Annotated in this window: 13 protein-coding genes and 2 pseudogenes; 6 read left to right on the top strand and 9 right to left on the bottom strand. The window is 38.2% G+C overall.

All coding sequences use genetic code 11. The annotated features are described in order from the left end of the window. Window positions 1–71: 71 nt before the first annotated feature. Window positions 72–512, top strand: coding sequence for a PRC-barrel domain-containing protein (locus B5V81_RS02745; RefSeq protein WP_212111979.1), 441 nt, complete (start codon window positions 72–74; stop codon window positions 510–512). Window positions 513–669: 157 nt separating this feature from the next. On the opposite strand, the gene ychF is transcribed toward B5V81_RS02745, so the two are convergent. Continuing rightward, a complete protein-coding gene (gene ychF, locus B5V81_RS02750; RefSeq protein ID WP_212111981.1) occupies window positions 670–1,773 on the bottom strand; it encodes a redox-regulated ATPase YchF in 1,104 nt (367 codons plus the stop codon). Between the two features lie 255 nt (window positions 1,774–2,028). On the opposite strand from ychF, the gene B5V81_RS02755 reads away from it, so the two are divergent. Beyond that, complete coding sequence (locus tag B5V81_RS02755) at window positions 2,029–2,769, top strand: L,D-transpeptidase (RefSeq protein WP_212111983.1); 741 nt, start codon at window positions 2,029–2,031, stop codon at window positions 2,767–2,769. A 404-nt stretch (window positions 2,770–3,173) separates the two neighbouring features. Here B5V81_RS02755 and pth read toward each other — a convergent pair whose 3' ends face one another. Beyond that, the gene (gene pth / locus B5V81_RS02760; protein WP_212111985.1) at window positions 3,174–3,755 is read right to left on the bottom strand and encodes an aminoacyl-tRNA hydrolase; all 582 of its coding nucleotides are present in this window, start codon (window positions 3,753–3,755) and stop codon (window positions 3,174–3,176) included. An 81-nt stretch (window positions 3,756–3,836) separates the two neighbouring features. Further along, window positions 3,837–4,457, bottom strand: a complete 621-nt coding sequence (locus B5V81_RS02765; protein WP_212111986.1) for a 50S ribosomal protein L25/general stress protein Ctc — start codon at window positions 4,455–4,457, stop codon at window positions 3,837–3,839. A gap of 283 nt (window positions 4,458–4,740) precedes the next feature. Here B5V81_RS02765 and B5V81_RS02770 point away from each other — a divergent pair, with 283 nt between their 5' ends. Continuing rightward, the gene (locus B5V81_RS02770; RefSeq protein ID WP_212111990.1) at window positions 4,741–6,240 is read left to right on the top strand and encodes an ATP-binding protein; all 1,500 of its coding nucleotides are present in this window, start codon (window positions 4,741–4,743) and stop codon (window positions 6,238–6,240) included. Here the strand turns inward: B5V81_RS02770 and B5V81_RS02775 are convergent. From B5V81_RS02775 to lgt, 4 genes are all read right to left on the bottom strand, one after another. Beyond that, complete coding sequence (locus B5V81_RS02775; protein WP_212111991.1) at window positions 6,237–7,169, bottom strand: ribose-phosphate pyrophosphokinase; 933 nt, start codon at window positions 7,167–7,169, stop codon at window positions 6,237–6,239. The two genes, B5V81_RS02770 and B5V81_RS02775, sit on opposite strands and share 4 nt — an antisense overlap. Before the next feature lie 787 nt (window positions 7,170–7,956). Then, entirely contained in the window at window positions 7,957–8,739 is a 783-nt protein-coding gene (pgeF, locus tag B5V81_RS02780; RefSeq protein ID WP_212111995.1) for a peptidoglycan editing factor PgeF, read from the bottom strand. A 99-nt stretch (window positions 8,740–8,838) separates the two neighbouring features. After that, entirely contained in the window at window positions 8,839–9,918 is a 1,080-nt protein-coding gene (locus tag B5V81_RS02785; RefSeq protein WP_212111996.1) for a class I SAM-dependent methyltransferase, read from the bottom strand. Then, window positions 9,893–10,771 (bottom strand): prolipoprotein diacylglyceryl transferase, encoded by an 879-nt coding sequence (gene lgt, locus B5V81_RS02790; RefSeq protein WP_212111997.1) that lies wholly within the window; start codon window positions 10,769–10,771, stop codon window positions 9,893–9,895. Before lgt ends, B5V81_RS02785 begins: the two co-directional genes overlap by 26 nt. A gap of 237 nt (window positions 10,772–11,008) precedes the next feature. Between lgt and B5V81_RS02795 the strand changes: the two genes are divergently transcribed. Together B5V81_RS02795 and B5V81_RS02800 are read left to right on the top strand one after the other, a co-directional pair. Next, the gene (locus tag B5V81_RS02795) at window positions 11,009–11,281 is read left to right on the top strand and encodes an accessory factor UbiK family protein (RefSeq protein WP_212111998.1); all 273 of its coding nucleotides are present in this window, start codon (window positions 11,009–11,011) and stop codon (window positions 11,279–11,281) included. A 382-nt stretch (window positions 11,282–11,663) separates the two neighbouring features. Continuing rightward, a complete protein-coding gene (locus tag B5V81_RS02800) occupies window positions 11,664–12,164 on the top strand; it encodes a type III secretion system chaperone family protein (protein WP_212111999.1) in 501 nt (166 codons plus the stop codon). Window positions 12,165–12,209: 45 nt separating this feature from the next. On the opposite strand, the pseudogene B5V81_RS02805 reads toward B5V81_RS02800, so the two are convergent. Beyond that, a pseudogene (locus tag B5V81_RS02805) lies at window positions 12,210–13,503 on the bottom strand (ATP-binding protein). A gap of 53 nt (window positions 13,504–13,556) precedes the next feature. Next, a pseudogene (locus B5V81_RS02810) lies at window positions 13,557–14,254 on the bottom strand (response regulator). A gap of 137 nt (window positions 14,255–14,391) precedes the next feature. Here B5V81_RS02810 and B5V81_RS02815 point away from each other — a divergent pair. Next, window positions 14,392–15,042 (top strand): MBL fold metallo-hydrolase, encoded by a 651-nt coding sequence (locus tag B5V81_RS02815; RefSeq protein ID WP_212112000.1) that lies wholly within the window; start codon window positions 14,392–14,394, stop codon window positions 15,040–15,042. Window positions 15,043–15,081 lie beyond the last annotated feature (39 nt).

The following is a 15,081-nucleotide window of genomic DNA, read 5'->3' on the forward strand; positions in this document are numbered from 1 at the left end:
AAGGAACAAATCTGTTTATGATGCATTGAGGTTTTATAAAGTAAAAGCAAAGTAAAAATGGAGATGTTAAAATGAAAAAAATTACATGTGCTGCTCTTATGTCAATTTTTATGGTTTCTAATACTTATGCTCAGTCTTTTGAAATGCCTTCTAAACCTGAAATGATTTCTTCAACAGGTATTGTACAGGTAGGGATAGATAAGTCTGCGCGTTATGTAACACCTTTAGCAACGGATTTTGTTGCTTCCAGCCTTATAGGTGCCAATGTATATAATATAGAAGATGAAAATATTGGTGAAGTAAAAGATATTATTTTACGTGAAAATAACATTGCAGGGTTTGTTATTGCTGTTGGCGGTTTCCTTGGCATAGGGGAGAGTTATGTGGTCGTTTCTCCAGAAACAATTCAGATGACAAATGATTATGGTAAGTGGAAACTTATTACAAATGCGACAAAGGATTCTTTAAAGAACGCTCCAACATTTAAATACGAAGGACGTTGGACACGCTAATTTTATATTTTCATTCTTTAATGGATAAAACTGTTGCTATCATAATAATAGAGTAGCAACAGTTTTTTTATTCCGGAGACTTTTGGGAGCTTTTTCCACAAGTTTCCATGAGCTTATTAAAAAATTTTCCAGCTAAAATATTAAGTGAGAGTGAAAATTAGGTATTATGTTTAAATAACATGATATCGCCATCTTGCACAATGTATTCTTTTCCTTCATCGCGAGCTTTGCCAGCTTCTTTTGCACCACTTTCCCCCCCCAGAGCAATATAGTCATCGTAGCTGATGGTTTGAGCACGAATGAAGCCGCGCTCAAAATCTGAGTGAATAACGCCAGCGGCTTGGGGAGCTTTTGTACCACGTGGAATTGTCCATGCTCGTGTTTCTTTAGGTCCACAGGTGAAGTAAGTAATGAGGTCAAGTAAATGATAACCAGAACGAATAAGGCGATTTAAACTTGGTTCAATGAGTCCTAGAGCATCGAGATATTCTGATGCTTCAGCATCACTCAATTGTGTGATTTCCGCTTCGATAGAAGCAGAAATGATAATGCTTTGCGCATTTTGCTCTGTTGCCATTTTTTCAACTATTTGGGTAAAGCTATTTCCATGAGCAGCGTCATTTTCGCTTACGTTACAAACGTAAAGTACAGGCTTTGAGGTTAAAAGATTCAAATTTTTAAGAATGCAGTGTTCATCGGAAGAGATATCATTGAGTAATAAGCGGACAGGATTCCCTTGTTGCAATATGTTTAATGCTTTTTCCATTACGGGTAGAATTGTGAGGGCTTCTTTGTCTTTTCCCGTTGCTCGTTTGCGGATTTGTACGATTCGTTTTTCAAGACTTTCAAGATCAGCAAGCATGAGTTCAGTTTCAACCGTTGTCGCATCACAAACAGGATCGATACGTCCTTCTACATGAGTAATATCTTCGTTTTGAAAACAGCGTAAAACGTGGACAATAGCATCGACTTCGCGAATATTGGCTAAAAATTTGTTCCCTAAACCTTCACCTTTTGAAGCGCCTCGTACAAGCCCCGCAATATCAACGAAATTAATACGTGTGGGAATAATTTCTTTTGAACCTGCAATCGATGCAATTTTTTCCATTCGTAAATCTGGAACAGCAACTTCACCGGTATTGGGTTCAATGGTACAAAAAGGATAATTGGCAGCCTGTGCGGTGGCTGTTTTTGTTAATGCATTAAAAAGAGTTGATTTCCCAACATTAGGTAATCCGACAATACCGCATTTAAAGCCCATGAGAGTCTTTCTTTTCTATTGATTTATGGTCAAGATAAAGCTTCTTTTTTATAGCATATTTTCAGAAGAGTTATAGTCTTTGTATTGCGATAAATGAGAAAAAAGTCGACAGCGGCAAATAATCTGCTTTTTTTTTAGTTTTTAAAGTTCTTTTTATCTTAATAATGAGAAAACTTCGAGTTAATGTTAATAGTGTGCTAAGTTTTTCATGGTACGCAAATCTACATAAATAATTAACTCGGAGAAAATAGAAGAGTGTTATCTCGTCATGCCTTTTTAATTGCAGCACTTTTAGCTTTGGCTGGATGTGCTATACATCAGTCAGATATGTCATCGGCTTCTCTTCAACAAGCTCGATACATTCCACCAGAAATACAGGCTTTGTATGGTCCTGTAACGAATGAGACTTATTTGTTACCTGCCGTTGATCTTACGACAATTGATCCAAAATATTGGCGACAAGAAGTTATTTATTATACATCTTATCCCCCTGGAACATTGGTGATCGATACGCAAGAACGTTTTCTTTACCTTATTGGTGAAAATGGAAAAGCTTTGCGTTATGGGATTGGGGTCGGTAAAGAAGGTCTAGCATTTGAAGGTGAGGGGGTTATACAGCGCAAGCGCCGGTGGCCAAATTGGGCTCCTACTGCAGCAATGATGACTCGAGAACCAGAACGTTATGGTCATTTGGGGAAAGGAATGCCTCCTGGACCTGATAATCCATTGGGTGCGCGCGCGCTTTATCTTTTCAAAAATGGGAAAGATACACTTTTCCGTATTCATGGTTCACATGAATCATGGTCAATTGGGCATGCTATGTCAAGCGGGTGTATCCGTTTGCTCAATCAAGATATCATTGATCTTTATGATCGTGTTCCTGTTGGTTCGCGTGTCGTAGTGTTACAAAACAATAGAAGTATGCCTACAGTTTACAGTCAACAATCTAATGGCTACGATCCGCTACAATCAACCATTCAGCCAGATGATTTTTAATTCTAGAGAGAAGATTGGCGAGGGCCATTTGAGTATTTCGGTTTGCTGTTCAATCTTCTCTTTCTCCAACAAGAGAATATAGACCTCTCTGTTTCAACAGATATGTACAAATATCATTATTCTATTTGCCAGCTTTTCATGTTTTTCAACAGGCTTTGCCTTTGAGAAGATTTATAAGAGGCATTTTTCTTTCTTTTTTCAAGAGTTTTAGTCCGTATACCTCTCCAACTTGTGAGGTGTCAGCCAATGGTTTTGATTGTTTCATTATCAATAGATTTGAAATGAATCTGATGATATCTGGCGTTCCTATTTAGTTTATAAAAAATAATTTTATAAATCAATATGTTAGATATAAAGATTCTATAGAGAAGAGCTGATTTTTTGTCAATGAGAGAAATAAGTGATTAGGATAAGTTCTTGTTTTTTATCGTTTGTGAAACTTCATTCATAAAGAGAGATTTGTCATCTTTTATGAGGAGAGCAATATTTTTTGCAATTGCCTTTAAAAGAGGGGGTAACCATTCTTGATCAGATTTGGTAAAATTTCCTAGCACATGCTGATGAACAAGTTCTTTGCTTCCAGGGTGACCAATACCTATACGTATACGACAATAGTCAGTGCCACAATGAGCATCGATAGACTTAATACCATTATGTCCGTTATTCCCTCCTCCGATTTTTATACGAATTTTTCCCGGTGACAGGTCTAACTCATCATAAATGATGATCAAATTCTTTAAATCTAATTTATAAAAACGCAAAGCTTCACCAATAGCTTGACCAGAGAGATTCATGAAAGTTTGCGGTTTTATAAGAAAAATTTTCTCATTATTGATGAAACCATTGGAGATTTCTGCTTGAAACTTCTTCGACCATGGAGAAAAAGAAAAGGACTGATAAATAGCATCAACAGCCATAAAACCGATATTATGGCGGTTATTTTGATATTGTGAACCAGGATTGCCAAGACCAGCAATAAGCCACATGTGTACCTTCAGCCAAAGTGTGGGGAGGGTATTTCATAAATTAAGGCGGGAAAAATTCCCGCCTGTTGAGTTTTATGAAGTTTACGCCTCGTTTTCATCTTTTTCTTGTTCAGAAGTTTCATCATTGGTATCCAAGCTAGCAGGAGCTGCAATGGTTGCAATGGTAAAGTCTCGATCTTGGATGATGGGTGTCACATCTTTTGGCAGTTGCACAGCTGAAATGTGAATAGAATCACCAATAGAGTAGCTGGAGAGATCAATTTCAATGGCTTCAGGAATAGCATTTGCTGGAGCCGTACATTCAATTTCGTGGCGAACAATATTGAGGACACCACCCTTTTTAAGTCCAGGTGCTGTATCTTCATTGATGAAGTGAACAGGAATATTCACTTCTACAACAGATTTTGCTGAAATGCGTAAGAAATCGACATGCAAGGGAAAGTCGCGCACAGGATCTAATTGATAATCTTTTGGCAAGACCATAATTTTTTGCTTATCGAGAATAATCGTTGCAATGGTGGTACGAAAGCCACCAGCATGGATTTTGTAGAAAATTTCTTTATAGGGAACTGTTATTGCCAAAGGAGGTTGTTTTTCACCATAAATGACAGCAGGAATAAGACCGTTGCGGCGAAGTTCACGGGAGGACCCCTTACCAACCCGCTCGCGTTTTTCGGCCTTAAGAGTATAGCTTTTGCTCATAATTTAAGTCCTTGTTTACATAATTTGGAGATCCTTCAAAAACGATAACAGTTTTTGCATGGACATGAAGATATGCGCTAATAAGCAGCGATTGCTCCATTCTACGTTGCCTCCAAGGGTGTCTACGTAGAAGCTTGTTCTATAATTCAAACTATTCATAGATGCAAGAGTTGTGGGAAAAATCGATGATTTCTACCGTTAAAAAGGAGGAAATGTTACAAATTGCGGTGCGGATGGAGAATCAACCAATAGGCGCTATTTAAAATCAAACACTGGAGATGTTATGAAGGTTGAAATTGCCTTGGGTGAGATGTCAGAGAGTCGTGCCTTGCATAAATCGATGCCGGCACTTCTTGATTTGGAAGAATTATTGGCGACACGTCTTCTTGTACAAGGTAATTCCGGCTCGGGGAAATCACATCTTTTACGCCGTCTTTTAGAGCAAAGTGCTAAGTGGGTGCAGCACTGTGTGATTGACCCAGAAGGTGATTTTGTAACTTTGGCTGATAAATTTGGTCATGTTATTGTAGAGGCTCAACGGAGCGAATTAGAGTTGACGCGTATTGCCCATCGCATTCGGCAACATCGAGTTTCAGTGGTATTTAATCTTGAAGGGTTGGATACCGAACAACAGATGCGTGCTGTGGGAGCTTTCCTTGGGGCATTGTTTGATGTGGAGCGTGATTATTGGTATCCTATGCTTATTGTTGTCGATGAAGCACAATTATTTGCGCCAACTGCGGCAGGAGAAGTTTCTGATGAAGCACGTAAATTTTCTCTGAGCGCTATGACCAATCTTATGTGTCGAGGACGTAAACGTGGTCTTGCTGGAGTTATTGCGACACAACGTTTGGCTAAGCTTGCTAAAAATGTTGCTGCTGAAGCTTCAAACTTTTTAATAGGGCGGACTTTTTTAGATATTGATATGGTGCGTGCAGCTGATCTTTTGGGAATGGAGCGTCGTCAAGCGGAAATGTTTAGAGATCTTGAGCGGGGACATTTTATTGCTTTAGGCCCTGCTTTATCACGACGCCCCTTACCAATTATCATTGGTTCTGTTGAAACTTTAGCACGCTCTTCTAGCCCTAAATTAATGCCACTTCCAACAGAGCGGGATGATTTACAAGAACTCGTTTTTACGGCCTCACCAGAGGAAATTTTAACACCATTTAAACAAATACGAGAGCCCGTGAGAGAAAAATCGATGCACGAAATGTTAGAGGAAGTCGTGCATAAAAGAAAAGAGGCGTTGGAAGAACCCCTAAGTTTATTTCCTGAACTTTCTGATGTTGAGCTTGATCGTCAAGCAGAATATATTATTCGGGAAATTCTTGAGGACCATGAGGCTTTTTATCGTTCAACAGCGGTTCTTTATCAAGATTTTTCGGTTCGTTGCCGTATCCATGGTATGTCACAGGTTCCTTTTAATCTTTCACAATTTCGGCGTAAATTGGCGATTGCTCAAGCTTTTGTCGATGAACAAACAGCTATTAGTGAGCACTGGAAACATATTTTGCAGATATCAGAAAGTTTGGAAGATGATGTTCAAGGAGTTTTCTTGAATGTGGCACAAGCCGCATTGAGCGGAAAGCCATGTCCATCCGATGCATTTTTAGCTCGTCTTTATGGGACTCATTCTCTAAGCCGTGCTCGTCGACTTTTAACTTACTTTGAAGAGCGCGGACTCATTATTATTCATACGCATTTTAGTGGTCAACGCATTGTTGCATTTCCTGATCTTGGGGTCGAAACGGCACCAGGAGATCCCAAAGAACCCCTTTAACCAAATAAGCTTGAGACAGATTGTTCTGCTGCTGTTCTGGCGATTGCTTCTCCAATGAGATCAGCAATGGGTAAAACACGAATATTATGAGCTTTCTCAATAGCTTCTGTTGGCATAATTGAATCTGTAATAACCAATTCTTTCATTTCCGAATTGGTAATGCGTTCGATCGCATTTCCAGAAAGAACACCGTGTGTAATGTAAGCTGTGACACTATTGGCGCCGTGTTTCAGGAGAGCACTGGCGGCATTACATAAAGTTCCACCGGAATCAACAATATCATCCAGCAAAAGACAGTCTTTCCCAGAGACATCACCAATAATATTCATAACTTCTGATTCACCAGGACGTTCGCGACGTTTATCTACAATAGCCAGCAAACTGTTCAAGCGCTTAGCCAGCGAGCGAGCGCGAACCACACCGCCCACATCAGGTGAAACAACAATAACATTTTCAAGAGAATAATGCACTTTGACATCGCGAGAAATGACAGGAACAGCATAAAGATTATCTGTAGGGATATCAAAGAAACCTTGAATTTGTCCGGCATGAAGGTCCAACGTTAAAACGCGATGTGCACCTGCTTCAGTAATCAGGTTTGCAACAAGTTTTGCAGAAATAGGAGTCCGTGGCCCAGGTTTTCTATCTTGGCGGGCGTAGCCAAAATAAGGTATTACTGCTGTAATACGACGCGCAGAAGAACGACGGAGGGCATCAATCATGATGAGCAATTCCATCAAATGATCATTTGCGGGATAAGATGTAGATTGCAAAACAAAAACATCTTGTCCCCGTACATTTTCATGTAATTCTACGAAAATTTCTTGATCAGCAAAGCGCTTTACAGTTGCCTTGCCTAAGGGTATGTTCAAGTAATTCGTGACATCTTGAGCTAGGCGTGGATTAGAATTTCCGCAGAAAAGTTTCATAGTAGAACCTCTGAATAATCATGGTAGGAATGCGACACGGTTTTTAATTTCTTTTTATGAAATTGCAAGAAAACAATTACAAAAGCCTTACAATTTTATCGATTATTGTTAAAGAGCTATGCGGTGTGTTTTCTCTTTTTCCAAAATTTTTGTTCTTTTTGGAGTTAATTATTGAAATTGTTAAGACAAAACAAAGTATGCGGTCTATTTGTACGGGGTGCTATGATAGAGAAAGACTTATTTATTTTATCTGTTGTGATCATTGATAAATAAGATCGCTTAAAGAGCTTTGTTACAAAATTCCATCTAAATAGGTATGCTCTTTTTATTTTAAAAATGAGATTGTCTATAACATAATGAATTTTATTTCATAATTGAGAACTATTTTTTATATTTATGAGTTTTTATATATTACTTTTTCTAATTATGATGCATGTCATGTCTTTTATTTTTGGGGTATTTCTAGATATTTTTTAAAATTGATATGTCATTGTTTGTAGATAGAGTGAAAGCAATAAAGATATTTTTAATGATAAAATTTAGCTTTTTCTTCAATTGCTTGATTTAGAAAACAGTTTTAATGATATTTTATATTTAAATCATTACGTGTTAAAGGTTATTATAAGCAAACGTTGAAAAGAAGAGTTCGTTTTATTTCTCATAGGTACAGTTTTCGTGTTTTGTGAAGCCAATAAGAATTTTTATGAAAAAGACATATTAGAAAAAAGCTTACTTATTTTATTGACATTCTTTTGTTGGCGGTTTTGATCTTTTTGTGAAAAAATATTTATTTCAACATAATAGCAGAAATTTGCCGACCAGAATCAGGTTCGTTGCGATGTATTGCACGTCGATAAGAAAAGAAATGCTGTTCATCTTGATAGGTACAAAGCTCTACACAAGAAGCATTAACACCGGCTTCTTTGAGTTGATTAATAATAAATGCCCATAGATTAAAATGAAAGTGATTGTCTTTTTCTGTTTTTAAAAAATATTTTTGAAACTTGCTCTGACACTCAATAAATTGGTTATAGAATTCACTTGTTACTTCGTAGTGGTGTGGGCCAATACAAGGTCCAAGGGCTGCTATTATTGATTGTCTTTTGGCTCCCTGTTCTTCCATAACAGCAATTGTTTTCTCGATAATTCCATTTAAGCTTCCGCGCCAGCCAGCATGCGTTGCGGCGATGACTCCAGCTTGTGGATCAGCAAGCAGTATTGGGCCACAATCTGCTGTAAGAACTCCAATAACAAGACGGGGTGTGGTTGTAACAAGAGCATCAGCTTTAGGAGGAGTACCGATAATTGCTTGATGGGCTAGGACAACGTTACAGGAGTGTATTTGATTGACCGTGACTAAATTTTTCACTTCAATAGAAAAATAATCAGCGATCAAAAGATAGTTTTGTGCACTATATTCAGTTTGATCATTTAATCTTTTTTCGACATTAAGGTTATGATAAATTTTTTTTGAAACACCAGCTTGACGTGTGAAAAATCCATGTTTTATCCCTTGGGTGTGTAAAGGAGAAAGATTTTTTGCGAGGATGGGATGAGGGATAGGATTCATAAAAATTCCTTATGGTGATGATGTAAAGTGGGAGAGATGTTTATACTTGTCAATGAATATTTCAGATAATGATGTGCTTATTGACAAAATTACCGATCATCAAAATTGGGGAGGTATGGATATATTTTTATCACTGAAATGGAGAACTTTAAATAGTTTTCCCATTTGATTTGGTCCAGAGAGCCGTTCGATATCTTGGCGGATTTTGTCTTGCAAGGAAATGCTTTTACCCACACCAAGTTGTTTTGCACGCTCCAGTAGTCCCATTTTAAAAAGAAATTCTCCTTGCTCGAAGATTTCAGCAAAACAGCCCTGTTCAAGAGCTATATTTTTTAAAAAAGAAAAATCAACATGGGATGTTAAATCATGTTCACCGGGAGCATCAAAGACATCACGAAATCTATGTTTTGAAAGTGCTTGCAAGGTATCACCAAAGGCAAGATCACGAGCTCCATAATCGATAAGCAAAGCAGAACCTGTTACTTGTACTAAATGGTGGCTGATTTGTTGCATAAATTGATGACGCAAGGGGGCATGTTCAAAAATTGTTCCGTCAGGGACTTCAGAACAATAGGTTTGTAGACAAGAAGAAGGAAGTTTATGCGATGAGGCAATAAAGATGAAATCTCCATCTTGATTGACTGTAATACAGCGTTCTTTCCATTCTCCATTAACTTTAATATATTGGTTTATGGGGAGTGTATCAAGGAATTCATTGCCAACGAGAAAGAGAGGTTTTGAAGGAATTTGATTAAAACTTTCAACGCTATGGATTTTTTTTTGATAAGAGAAAAGGCGCTTTTTTTGTTCTTTTGCGAGTTTTTTACTTATTTCAATCAGAAAAATTTCAGCAGCATTAAATGCTGTTGTAGAAAGCTTTTGGATGGTTCGCAAAATGTCATCCATCAAAGTTCCACGTCCTGGACCTATCTCAGCGAGAATAAAAGGATGAGGACAGCCTTGAGCTTTCCAGCTCGCAAGAGTCCAAATACCAATCATTTCTCCAAATAATTGGCTTATTTCAGGCGCTGTAATGAAATCACCAGTGCGCCCAAAAGGTGTTTGTGTTTGATAATAGCCAAACTGAGGATCTGTGAGCGCCAATGTCATATATTCACTGACAGTAATGGGACCATGAGATGCGATAATTTCTTTAATTTTTTCTTTGAGGGATGCCATTTTCGGTAGATTTGTCTTTAAATGCTTGAAGGAGGAGATAAAATCCTAAAAGAAGCATGGGAAGCGATAAAGCCATGCCATAGGTAAAGCCTGTAGAATGGAAAAGAGTAGAAAACCATTCTGGATCTTCTTGAGGAGCACGGTAAATTTCTGAGATACTGCGTGCGATCGCATAACCTATAATAAATATTCCTGACACAGTTCCGCGGCGTTTGAATGCTTTGAAGGAAAAAATAACAATGAAAAGAATCATGAAGAGAATAAATCCTTCCATGAATGCTTCGTAAAGTTGGCTTGGATGGCGCGGTAAATAGTAAGGATCTAGGGGAAAACAAACAGCCCAAGGTTGTGTGGTAATGTTACCCCATAATTCTTGATTGATGAAATTGCAGATTCGTACAATTCCGATACCGATAGGTGCACCGGATGCAATGATATCAAACATGGCTCGTATGTTGATGTTATTTTTACGAGCGAACAAAATCATTGCAATGATAATGCCAATGAGACCGCCATGAAAGGACATTCCTCCATCCCATACGGCAATGATAGAACTTGGATGACTAAAGTAATAAAGAGGATCCCATACAAGGACTTGTCCTAAACGCCCTCCGACAACAACACTGATCGCAGACCAGACCACAAAATCTCCGATTTTCTCTTTAGTCATAGGAGGGTGGTTTTTATGCCATAGAGATGGTTTTTTTAATAATTTTTGCGCATACCACCAAGCAAAAAGAATACCCACGACGTAACCAAGTCCATACCAATGAAGTGTTATGGGGCCTAGCTGGATAATGACAGGATCAAGAAAAGACGGAAAAGCAATAGCTGGACAGACAAGATTGTTCATGAATTAAGCACTTTACATTATATGGGATGGATATGAAGTGACTCTCATGAACAGGAATGACAGATGAAGGCACAACGGTCAAGTCAGGAAGGAAACAAGTCAAAAAGGAGAATAGATTTCCACTAGTTTATTGTGGTAAAAAATTATAATGGTAAAAGGAACAAATTACAGTATCTAAATGTTATGAGAATACGCTATAATGCGTGCGTCAATAATTAAAATTTAAGGAAAAATGTTATGCGTAATGGATCAAACCGTATTCTTGATGGATTAGCAAAATTAGCAACAGATGCCGCTGACGTTGCGCAAGGTATACGACGTGAAGCTGGAACAGCTTTTCGTGTGCAGGCTGAAAAGATAGCCAACAAACTTGATCTTGTTTCACGCGAAGAATTTGAGACTTTTAAGGAGATGGTGCTGAAAGTTCATGCTGATAATGCTGATTTGAAAAGGCGCCTTGATGATTTAGAAAAAGATAATTTAGAAAAAAAGCAGATAGAAAAAAAGTAAAATAATTTCTCTACAATAAAGAAACTTTTAAAAAATATCCCCAATTTTTCAGTATGATGCGTGAAACTAAAAAATGCTTAATCTTGAGTCTGTTAGAGCGGAATGTTTATTTATCTTTAATTTTTTTTGGGGGTAAAATACATTTTTTTGAATCAGGGGGGCTAGCGCTATGAAATTGTATCAATACACTGAAAAGACTTGATGATTCGTTTTATGATTATCAGGTTGCCCTATAAGAGCGCGATAGTGTTCTGGGGGGTGTAGTATCGATGTTTTTAATGTGTATTTGTTTGGTGTAAAGGTTCTGATTGTAACAAAATATTGTTACAATTTAAGCGGTTTATATTCTGTTGACAATGTTTTAAGATGATTGAGGATTGTGATGAGGCTTGCATTTTGCACCACAGAAAGAAGAGAGCATCCTGTTGACTTTATCGAGCAGATTGCCTGTGAATATGATTGGTCGTTTGAGCGGAATGCACAAGATGAAATTAGTGTTTGTGTGGAAGGAAAACGGGCAAATTATCATCTTGCTTTTTCATGGATGGAAGAGCAGGAAGCACTTCATTTGGCTTGTTCATTTGATCTTTCTATTGAAAATGCTCGAACAGCCGAAATACAACGTTTATTGCTAGCGATTAATGAAAAGTTGTTGTTGGGACATTTTGATTACTGGCAAGGGAATAATTCGGTTATTTATCGGCAAGGTCTTCTTTTAGCTGGTGGAGTGCATCCATCTCATATACAGGTTGAAACATTGTTGGTACACGCACTTAAAGCCTGTGAAAGTCATTATGTTGCCTTTCAGATGGTGGCTTTATCGGGAGAAAGCGCTTACAAGGCACTGCAATACACTTTGTTTGAAACTGTAGGAAATGCCTAAAATATTAAGTCTGTTATTTTTACAGATGTTTTGCTGAAAGATTGTTCATAGGGGGATATCAAGAATAGCGCGTAATCCCCCGAGAGGGCTTTCATCTAATTGTATGTTGCCGCCATGGCTGCGTGCTACGTCTTGGGCAATAGAAAGACCAAGTCCTGTACCGCTTGCATCTTGATTTTGTGCTTTATCAATTCTGAAAAAAGGTTTAAAAACTTCTGTACGCATATTTTTATGAATTCCAGGACCATCATCCTCGATAATCAATATAAAAGATTTTTGTTGAGAGTTGGCTGTTAGTATAATAGTTGTGCCGTAACAAAATGCATTGGATACAAGATTGCTAACCAAGCGGGCGAAAGCACGAGGGCGTATTTTTATCTCTTTAGCGCCTTCAATGGTATAAAAAAATCGACGTTTGTGAAGATGAGCATCGGCGGAGAATTTTTGCATAAGAGAATTTAGATCAAAATTCTTGACACTTTCGCTTCCTTCACCACGGGCAAAAGCAGGATAATCTTCTAACATATTTTGCATATCATTGACATCTTGCTCAAGCGGTTTAATATCAAAGTCAGTATTTGCTAGCGTTAGCTGAAGTTTAAAACGTGTAAGAATAGTTCTTAAATCATGGCTTACGCCTGAGAGCATCATAGTGCGTTGCTCTATTTGGCGTTCAATACGTTCGCGCATGCGTAAAAAAGCAATGCCTGTACGACAGATTTCATCGGCTCCTTGTGGTTGAAATCCTTTTGGTAAGGGGCGACCTCGTCCAAAACTTTCAGCCGCTTTAGCGAGTTGTTGAATTGGTTTTATTTGGCTGCGCAAGAAATAAATTGCTATCAGCAATAAAACAAGAGCCGTTCCTACCATCCAGCTTAAAAAAATAGCGGTATTGGAAGCATAGGCTTGGCTGCGTGGGGCAAAGACACGCAAGATATTGTGACCAAGATGATACGGATTTCAACAAGATCAGAATCCCCTACGGTATTAATCCAGAAGGGCGATTGATTTGGCGAGTGATTTCTTCACTTAGAAAATAATCAAGAATTGCAAAAAATGGCTTAGGTCCTGGGGGGAGAGGGAGGGGCAGGAGAGAGAATAGAAATGTTTAATCCCATACGTTGTTGTGCAATACGTTTGATATCTTCATAGTTATCTTGTTGCGGATATGTTTCAATAATATCGATAATGGCTGAAATATCATGCACGACAGTCTTTGAGAGACGCTCAGTTACCATTTGCAATGACGTTCCATAAAGACGTAGGCAATGACCGTTTGCAGAAGCACCATGGGAGCAATAATAATGATCAAAGAGCGAGCATAAAGCCGTTTAGGCATCTTTTTTGTTAACTACCTAAAGAAAAATCTTAAAGGTTTGATCATTCTTGTGCCTATTCAATTGAGAGTTTATACCCTATTCCTCGTACGGTTTGGAGCCATATAGGCAGTGCCGGATTTTTTTCGATTTTACGGCGAAGGCGGTTGATTTGTACATCAATGGCACGCTCACTGATGGAGTTGTCATCTATTGCAAATTGATGACGCGGAATAATATCATCTGCATTTTCGACAAAAATGACCATCATTTTTTGTTCTTTATCGGTTAATTTAATAGTTTCTCCCCCTTTTTTGAGTTCGCGCCGTGAAATTGAAAATATGTAAGGACCAAAAACGATTTGCTCAATTTTGGGTTGGCTAAGAGAAAAATCTCGTTGCAAAATGGCGTTGATACGAAGAAGGAGTTCACGTGGGTCAAATGGCTTAGCCAGATAATCATCTGCGCCTGCTTCTAATCCACGGATACGATTGTCTGTTTCGGATAAAGCTGTCAGCATGAGGATAGGAACATCTTTTGTTTGGCAGAGGGAATAGGTCAGGATGATACCGTTTTCACCAGGCATCATGACATCAACAATAAGAAGATCAAAATCTAAATTTGCCAACAGTTTTCTTGCTTCATTGGCATTCGCTGAAACTGAAACACGAAATCCATTTTTAATGAGAAATTGAAATAAAAGATTGCGAATACATCATCAATCACAAGAAGATGGAGCGCATCGTCACACAAAACTTGAACGTGATTGGTCATTCTTCAAAACCTTTAAACGGCGTTTTCAAAAGATTTAACTTTACATAAGTTGCATAAAGCTGTCGAGCAGGCTATCCTATAGAGTGAAGGAAATGTTTCTTGTCAGTTTAAAAAGATTTATTTTTAAAAAGGATTTCATGAGTCATTTTAGTATCCATATTATTCCCGTCACGCCTTTTCAGCAAAATTGCACCCTGCTTTTTGATAAAGAACAAAAAAGAGGGGTTCTCGTGGATCCTGGTGGAGATTGGAGCCGAATTCAAGAGGTCATTAAAAAGAAGGGTATTACCGTTGAAGCAATTTGGATAACCCATGGTCACTTTGATCATGTGGGAGCTGCAATGCAAGCAAAAGAGGCTCTTAGCGTTAAAATTATTGGTTCACATTGTGATGATAAGCCTGTGATGGATGCTGTTTGTGAAAGTGCAAGAAGCTATGGTATCATGGACGCATCTGTTTGTATTCCTGATCAATGGTTAGAAGATGGCGATAGTGTCCATTTTTCTGAACACGTGTTCAGGGTTTTTCATACACCAGGGCATTCTCCTGGTCATGTTATTTATTTTAATGAAAAAGAACGTTTTGCTTTATTGGGTGATGTTCTCTTTCGTGGTTCTATTGGACGTACAGATTTCCCTTTTTGTTCGCATGAAAAATTGATGAGATCACTTCGAAAAAAAGTTTTACCTTTAGGGGATGACGTTCGTTTCATTTGTGGGCATGGTCCTGGAAGTTATCTAGGCTATGAGCGTCAATGGAATCCTTTTCTTCAAGAGCTCAATACATGACCCCATAACAACATGACCCCATAACACTTTAAAGTGTTT

Source organism: Bartonella queenslandensis (assembly GCF_018155095.1).
Lineage (GTDB): Bacteria > Pseudomonadota > Alphaproteobacteria > Rhizobiales > Rhizobiaceae > Bartonella > Bartonella queenslandensis_B.